Consider the following 7389-nt stretch of genomic DNA (forward strand, 5'->3'; position numbering starts at 1 on the left):
GTTTTTTTTACTAATTTTAACAAGATGAAAAAGCATCGGCTTCACGCAGTCTGAATTGAACTTTCAGTTAAATCCAGCCCGCACTTCGCCAATACTTTTTCCGTTAGCAGAAATTACATTAGACAATTTTAAGTGAAATTAAAAATTAGAATAGATCAAGTTTTCTGTTTGTAAAAATGATATATTTACAAAAAATAAAAATATGCCAATACCTTTATTAATTTGGGGCGGAATCGCCTTGGGAGCAGCTTTACTAGGAGGAGGTGGAATTTATGCAGTTAATATCAACAACATAAAAGGCAAAAGATTTACTATTTTAGGAACTAGAGCTAGTGGTAAAACTAGTTTACATAAATTCTTATCAGAAGGTGAGCTTCCTTCAGACTATGTCGCATCAGCAGAGGAAAAAATTAAAGATAATTATTTTAAGCTAAAAGATTTAAAGTTAAGAATTAAAAGTTCTACAGATATTGGAGGAGATATGAGATTTGAACAAAGATGGAAAGACTTGATTTCAAAAGGCGATTATATTTGCTATATGATTAAAATGGATAAAATATGCAGTTCTGACGAGACAGATTATAGATCGAAAGTTGTTAGACACATTCAATTTATTTTAAAGCATATGCAGGATGTAAAAATAGAAAGTCCCCTATATTTGGTATTTTCATTTTGTGATTTAGTAGGCGAATTTCAATCTGACGATGAAAAATTTATGGAAAGTTTTAAGAAAAATAATTTGGAATTATTCCCTGAAAATACAGCTTACTTTTTTGGACATTTAAATGATAAGACAGGGGCAGAAAATCTTTGCAGGGGGCTACTAGGAAAAATATCAGAAAACAAATAGAATGGAAAGTATTATTTGGATACAAAATTCTGACGAAGATAAGGATGATTTTATGTATGAAAATTTTTCTCCAATGCATCAGGAAAATATGCACCAACAACAGCAATATATCTCCGAAATGCTAAACTCCAAAAAAAGGGCGAGAGAGATACTTTTAGAGCCTTATCTTAAAATATATAATAAAGGAGATCTATATTTAATTGATTTAAAATCTGAAGACTTAGACAAATATGGTCGCAAAGGTGCTTCTATGATTTTCATCAAGAATTATAATCCTGAGGTTGATGAGATTGTTCTTAGGGCGCAGCTAGCAAAAATATTTTCTAATACAGGAACCATAGTTTCAGAAGAGTTTTTAAACAGAATTTTCTCTGCATTGATTAAAAAAAAAAGCAATAACCTAATTAATTATTATAGCATCGCAACAATATTTGTATTGTTATTAATAATTTTATTTGTATTAAAAAAATAATAAATGAATCTACAAAATGTACCAATAAACGAAAGGCAAATAGTCTATTTTATTGATGACAAAGAGGTTGAAAATCTACCCCATTACGATGAGGGTAAAAAGCTTCTGTTATCTAATGAAATTCAATTAATTCCTCTAAGCGAAACCGAGGAATTTTTGTCGCAATTTAATATTATTGACGGTAAATATCCAACAAATCAAACAATATTAGTTCTTTCACCTACTGATCCAACTAAGTATGCTGAAGTTGAGGAAAGCACCTCGCAATTTGCTTTACATAAATTAAATTTGATTATCCGCCTCTGTCAACTTCTAGGTGCCAAAAAAGTGACAATTGAAGACATTTATACAGAGAATGAAGATTCAGAGATAAAAACAAAAACTGGGGCCGAATATACCGTAACTTCTGTTAATGTAGAAACTTCAAAACAAAAACAAAACGAATTAGAGAAATATATTGGGTATACCTCTACATTCCAGGGAGCAGAAAGCAATTATGAGATGGCTAAAACTTTTCTGAAGAAAAATCATCTTAGTGGAGATGTATTCCTTTCTAATTTGGTCGAAATGTTTGATCCATTATTTTCTGCAAATCCCTTAAATGTTATTACACAAGAAATTAAACTAGCTAGTGTCTCTACTAATACTTTTAATCTATTAGCAAATTTAAAAGTGCCTGTTGGAGGTGGTCAATTCACATTAAATAAAAAAAATGTTTCGAAGAAAAATTATTTTCTCAAAATAAATATTGAATTGTAACTATTGTTTTTTTATAAATTCCGATATGTCGCATATAACCTATAAACCTTGGATTGGCAAAAATTATGGTAAGTCCAAATATGGTAAATTACTAATTATTGGCGATAGCCATTATTTCAACAATTCCTTACCTCAAAATTTATCAGAATTTACTTGTAATCAGATCGCTGAATTAGATATAATTTCAAGTAACTTTCATAGAGCAATCCTTACTACATTTGGACATAATAAACATCAGGATTTTTGGGAAAATATAGCTTTTGCTAATGCAATTCAAAGTCCTTTTAGTTTTTCAGCTCAAGAACCAACTAATCATGAAAAGGATATGGCTGAACAAGCTTTTAAAGAATATTTAAGCCTGACCACTCCTGACAAAGTTATTGTATTTTCTAGTCGTTTATGGGAGCATTTTTTTAATAAACCAGGATGGGGAAATCATTATGACAAAATTGATAACCGATGGAATATTAGAGAGCTTGAATACAAAGGTGGTAAATGTAAGGCCCTAGGTATTTATCATCCTTCCGCCAGAAAATATGATAGTAAGTATTTTTCAGAAGTTATAAAGAACTTTATGCATAAATATTAAAAAAAATCTAAGAATAATAGGTTCTATCGTAACTTCTGCTAACATTGTATTGGCAAAATGCGGGGTTAAATACAAAATTGAAAAATTCCACCACTTTCGCCGCCGCTATTTTTCCATTCCACATATTTTTTGTAGTTTAGTTTCATGGAAAAAATATCGGCTCAGCTTGGTCGAACTTGAACTAAAGTTCTTCGTTTCTCCCGCACTTCGCCAATACTTTTTCCGTTATCTGCTATTTCACTAAAACAGCGTATCAATAAGACTTGAGAGAATTTTAATGGAAATTTGGAAAAAACATAAAGAATTTAATTACGAAATTTCCAACTTCGGGAATGTAAGACGAATTGGAAAAAAATATGTGGACAAAAACGGCGTTGAGAAACAAAAAGAAACAAAATTTTTGAAGCCTTCTTTGGTTGGTGGATTTACAGCGCAAGTTGCTTTCTCAAAAACTGAAAATAAAAATACAACCGTTAAATATTTCAGCCTGAATAAATTAGTTGCTGAAAATTTTCTTCCCGAACCGAGCGAAGACCAAATTTTATTGGAACACATTGACGGAAATCCTCTGAATAATCGTGCTGATAATTTGAAATGGATTACGAGAAGCGAATGGAACATTAAAAATGCTAAAATGATTGAAAAAAGGACAAAAAATGCGCTAAAAGTCCGCGCTAAAAACTCAAAAATTAAAAAAACCGCAAAAAGAAACAGCAGATAACAGTGTATTGGCAAAAGACGGGGTGAATATTGTCTTTGAGAATTCAGTTAACAATATCCGCAAAAATGCTTTTCATATTTCTTTTTTTAGTAATTTAGAAATCTGAAAAAGCATTTTGCTCAGGTTCGGTCTTCCTTTGAAATTGTCAGCAAAGTAGCCCGTCCTTCGCCAATACTTTTTCCGTTGTGCGCAATATTAGAAGCGCGGTATCAAAAAGAAATTTCGGTCTGAAAAATCAAAATTTTGACCTGAATTTAAACTTCTAAAACTGACTAAAATCTGAAATTCTTTGCGCTAATCTTCCTAAATCCAGAAAAAAATTTACGAAAAACTTACGGATTTGAGTATCAAAAATTGTGCTTGACCTTTACAAATTTGCGCTTAACGGCGTGAATAAATTCTTCGTGAATAATTTTTCTAAAATCCGTGAATAAAATTCTGAAAATCTTTGCGATTTCGTGGGTGAAAAAAATTGTCGTGCTTGATTTTTAATTCTCTGACCTGAATTTAACGGGTTAAATCCAAGTCGCCGAACTAAAAATACTGCGCACAACATGGGTTTGGCAAAAGCGGGGATGAGAGCTATTATTTAGATGATTTCAGCACTTTTCGCCGCAAAAAACCATTTCGCTTTTATTTTTTTGTAAATTTGAAAAAGCGAAAATGGTTTTTGCTTAGTCCAGGATTAGTTGGAAGTTTTGTCATTCTAAGCCCCGCCTTCGCCAATACTTTTTCCGTTAGCGGAAACCCTTGGAGAACTCAAGAAAAAATGAGTAAAATAACTTAATCCTATAAAAATGTTTGATTTTCGTTTACAAGTATTTCACAAAGTAGCAAAACGACTTAATTTTACAAAAGCTGCCGAAGAATTATTTATTACGCAGCCAGCAGTTTCAAAACACATACAAGAAATTGAAAGTTTTCTGAAAACTAAACTTTTTGAAAGAAATGGCTCAAAGGTAAAATTAACAAAAGCAGGAATTATATTATTTTCTCATACCGAAAAAATTTTTGAAACCTATCGTAATTTAGAATTTGAAATTAATTCTCTTTCTCAAAATTTCAACGGAAAATTAAGAATTGGTGCGAGTACAACAATTGCTCAATATCTTTTACCTGAAATTTTAGCATCGTTTCATAAAAAATTTGACCAACTTATCGTTTCTTTAGAAGCTAATAATACAGAACAAATTGAAATTGCGCTGCAAAAAAATGAAATTGATTTGGGTATCATAGAAGGAAAATCCAAAAAGGCCTATCTAAAATATACTGAATTTGTCAAAGACGAAATTGTTTTAGTTTCAAATAGCACAAATCCTCTCTCAAAAAGACAAAACATTACTATTGAGGAGCTGAAAAACATTCCTCTCTTGTTTCGCGAGCAAGGATCAGGAACACTAGAAGTTATTGCACATCATTTAAAATCTTTGAATGTAAAAATTTCAGATTTAAAAATTGAAATGCAATTAGGCAGCACTGAAAGTATTAAAAATTATATACTTCACAGCAACACTATGGCTTTTATATCATTACATTCCATATACAAAGAACTTAAAGAAAATAAATTTACAATAATAGATGTTCAAAATTTATCTATCGAAAGGAGTTTTTACTTTATCCAACAACAAGGTCAAGTTGAGGCTTTACCCGAATTATTTATGAAATTTGCCAATCATTATAACTTTAAGTAATGACGCATAACTTTTTACAATTTCCAACATATCCTTTATTTCCAGAAAATTGTACCAACAATAATATATAAAGTAAGATGGAAAATCAAAAAGGATTCAAAAATTTATTAGACAAAAGTATAACCACTAGAGAAGTGATTTTTTTATTAGCAGTTGTACTCTGCTTGTCTCCATTAGTATCACCGCCAATTGCCTTACTTATGGGTTTAATAATTGCGCAATTTATTGGACATCCATATTTACATCTAAATCATAAAGCAACTCATATATTATTACAGGTTTCTGTTGTTGGTTTGGGCTTTGGAATGAATGTTACAAGTGCATTAAAAGCGGGTAAAGAAGGTATTTTATTTACAATAGTTTCTATTATTGGAACATTAGTAATTGGTTTCTTTATGGGTAAGTTTTTAAAGATAGAAAAAAAGACTTCTTATTTAATATCAGCTGGAACAGCCATTTGTGGTGGAAGTGCTATTGCTGCTATTTCTCCTGTAATAAAGGCAGAAGAAAAACAGATATCGGTTGCATTAGGAACCATATTTATTCTAAATTCTGCAGCCTTATTTTTATTTCCTTTTATTGGGCATCAGTTAAATTTATCACAATCACAATTTGGAATGTGGTGTGCAATTGCTATTCACGATACCAGTTCAGTTGTAGGTGCAGCAAGTAAATATGGTCCGCAAGCTTTAGAGATTGCTACAACTGTTAAACTAGCACGAGCATTATGGATAATTCCTGTTGCTTTTTTATCAACTTTTATTTTTAAAAATAAAAACAGTAAAATAAAAATTCCTTACTTTATTGGATTATTTGTTCTTGCAATGATTGCAAATACCTATATTCCCTTTGTTCAGCAATACAATCATTATTTAACAAATATTGCAAAAGCAGGATTAACGCTTACCTTGTTTTTAATAGGATGTGGATTGAACAGAAAAACAATATCTTCTGTTGGATTTAAACCATTAATTCAAGGTGTAATTCTATGGGTGATTATAGCAACTGCTGCACTTTGGGCTGTAACAACTTTAACAAACTAATAAATTCAAAATATGAAAAATAAATTCAAAATTGGAATGTTAATACTATTCTTTAGTATTATTGCTACCAAAACTCAAGCGCAACAAATCTTTGACGGCAACATAAAAAATAATTCTTTAGCAATAAGTCCAACCGAAAATATTGCATTAGCATCAAACAGCGACGTAAATTTCGTAAGTGTTTATAATCTAAAATCTCGTAAATTAATAAAAAAGATACCTGGATTCATCAGTCCAAGAAACATCATTTTTTCGCCTGATGGAATGAAGTTTTACATCACTGACAGCAGCACCGGATTTTTAACTGTACTGGAAACAAAGAACTTTAAAATCATTGAAAAATATGCGGTAGGCTTTGGAGCATTTGGTTCAGCAATTAGCAACAATGGTCAAGAAATTTATATTAATAATGAGGCAACAAATACAGTAACGGTAATTGACCTTTCAAGTAAATCGGTAAAAAAAATAATAACAGGTTTTGCCGAACCAAGACAAGGTATTAAATTAAACGCAACAAATACAAAGATTTACGTGACCAATTTTGCCAGCGACGCTATTTCTGTTGTGGACGCAGCAACTTTAAAAATCGATACAACTATTACTGGTTTTAGCAAAATAAGAGCTATCTCTATTACTAAAGATGGTGAAACATTATTTGCTGCTAATAGTGGATCCAATTCCATTGCAGTAGTTAATTTAAATACAGGTATAATCGCTAAAACAATTTCTGTAGGCAAAGATCCTTATGGCGCATCATTATCTTCAGATGAAAACATTTTATTGAGTGGAAATAAAGAAGATAATTCTCTTTCAATAATTGATGTACCAACACTAACTAATATTGGAGTGATAACAGGATTTAATGAACCAAGACAAGCGATTGTTTACTCTAAAAACGGTAAAAATGTATTTGTACTAAACAAAGATTTATCTATTAGTGTAGTTAATCTTTCTGAAAAGAAAATAATATATAGTATTCAGAATTAATAAATTTCCTAAAAAAGGTAAAAGGGCTATCCGCTAACATGGGTTTTGCAAGATGCGGGGTTGAAGGAAATCTTAGAAATATTCTATAAAATACCCGCAAAAAACCATTTCATTTTTTTTTTTTGTAAATTTGAAAAAATGAAAATGGTTTTTGCTAGAGATTGGTTCTCCTCCCGACTTTCGGTTGCAGTAGCCCGCACCTCGCATTCTATGACAAAATCCAAATAAAAACTGTTAAAAATTCTATTTTTTTTCATGAGGCAAACGCGTAAGTATC

Annotated in this window: 8 protein-coding genes; all 8 read left to right on the forward strand. The window is 30.9% G+C overall.

The window, feature by feature from the left end:
• Nucleotides 1–202: 202 nt before the first annotated feature.
• The 8 genes from IV513_RS14475 to IV513_RS14510 all read left to right on the forward strand — a co-directional run bounded on the left by IV513_RS14475 (nt 203) and on the right by IV513_RS14510 (nt 7112).
• The gene (locus IV513_RS14475) at nt 203–850 is read left to right on the forward strand and encodes a Rab family GTPase (RefSeq protein WP_209391270.1); all 648 of its coding nucleotides are present in this window, start codon (nt 203–205) and stop codon (nt 848–850) included.
• A gap of 1 nt (nt 851) precedes the next feature.
• Nucleotides 852–1322 (forward strand): hypothetical protein, encoded by a 471-nt coding sequence (locus tag IV513_RS14480; protein ID WP_209391271.1) that lies wholly within the window; start codon nt 852–854, stop codon nt 1320–1322.
• A gap of 3 nt (nt 1323–1325) precedes the next feature.
• Nucleotides 1326–2081: a hypothetical protein gene (locus tag IV513_RS14485; RefSeq protein WP_209391272.1), complete on the forward strand. Its 756-nt coding sequence runs from the start codon at nt 1326–1328 to the stop codon at nt 2079–2081.
• A 25-nt stretch (nt 2082–2106) separates the two neighbouring features.
• Nucleotides 2107–2670 carry a hypothetical protein gene (locus IV513_RS14490; protein ID WP_209391273.1) on the forward strand — a complete coding sequence of 188 codons (564 nt, stop codon included), beginning with the start codon at nt 2107–2109 and terminating at the stop codon, nt 2668–2670.
• 277 nt (nt 2671–2947) lie between these two features.
• On the forward strand, nt 2948–3391 hold the full coding sequence (locus IV513_RS14495; protein WP_069148679.1) for an HNH endonuclease: 444 nt from the start codon (nt 2948–2950) through the stop codon (nt 3389–3391).
• 797 nt (nt 3392–4188) lie between these two features.
• Nucleotides 4189–5082: a LysR family transcriptional regulator gene (locus tag IV513_RS14500; RefSeq protein ID WP_209391274.1), complete on the forward strand. Its 894-nt coding sequence runs from the start codon at nt 4189–4191 to the stop codon at nt 5080–5082.
• Nucleotides 5083–5159: 77 nt separating this feature from the next.
• A complete protein-coding gene (locus tag IV513_RS14505) occupies nt 5160–6125 on the forward strand; it encodes a YeiH family protein (RefSeq protein ID WP_209391275.1) in 966 nt (321 codons plus the stop codon).
• 12 nt (nt 6126–6137) lie between these two features.
• Nucleotides 6138–7112, forward strand: coding sequence for a beta-propeller fold lactonase family protein (locus tag IV513_RS14510; RefSeq protein ID WP_027387424.1), 975 nt, complete (start codon nt 6138–6140; stop codon nt 7110–7112).
• Nucleotides 7113–7389 lie beyond the last annotated feature (277 nt).

Origin of the sequence: Chryseobacterium sp. RR2-3-20 (genome assembly GCF_017808115.1) — a bacterium.
Lineage (GTDB): Bacteria > Bacteroidota > Bacteroidia > Flavobacteriales > Weeksellaceae > Chryseobacterium > Chryseobacterium oryzae.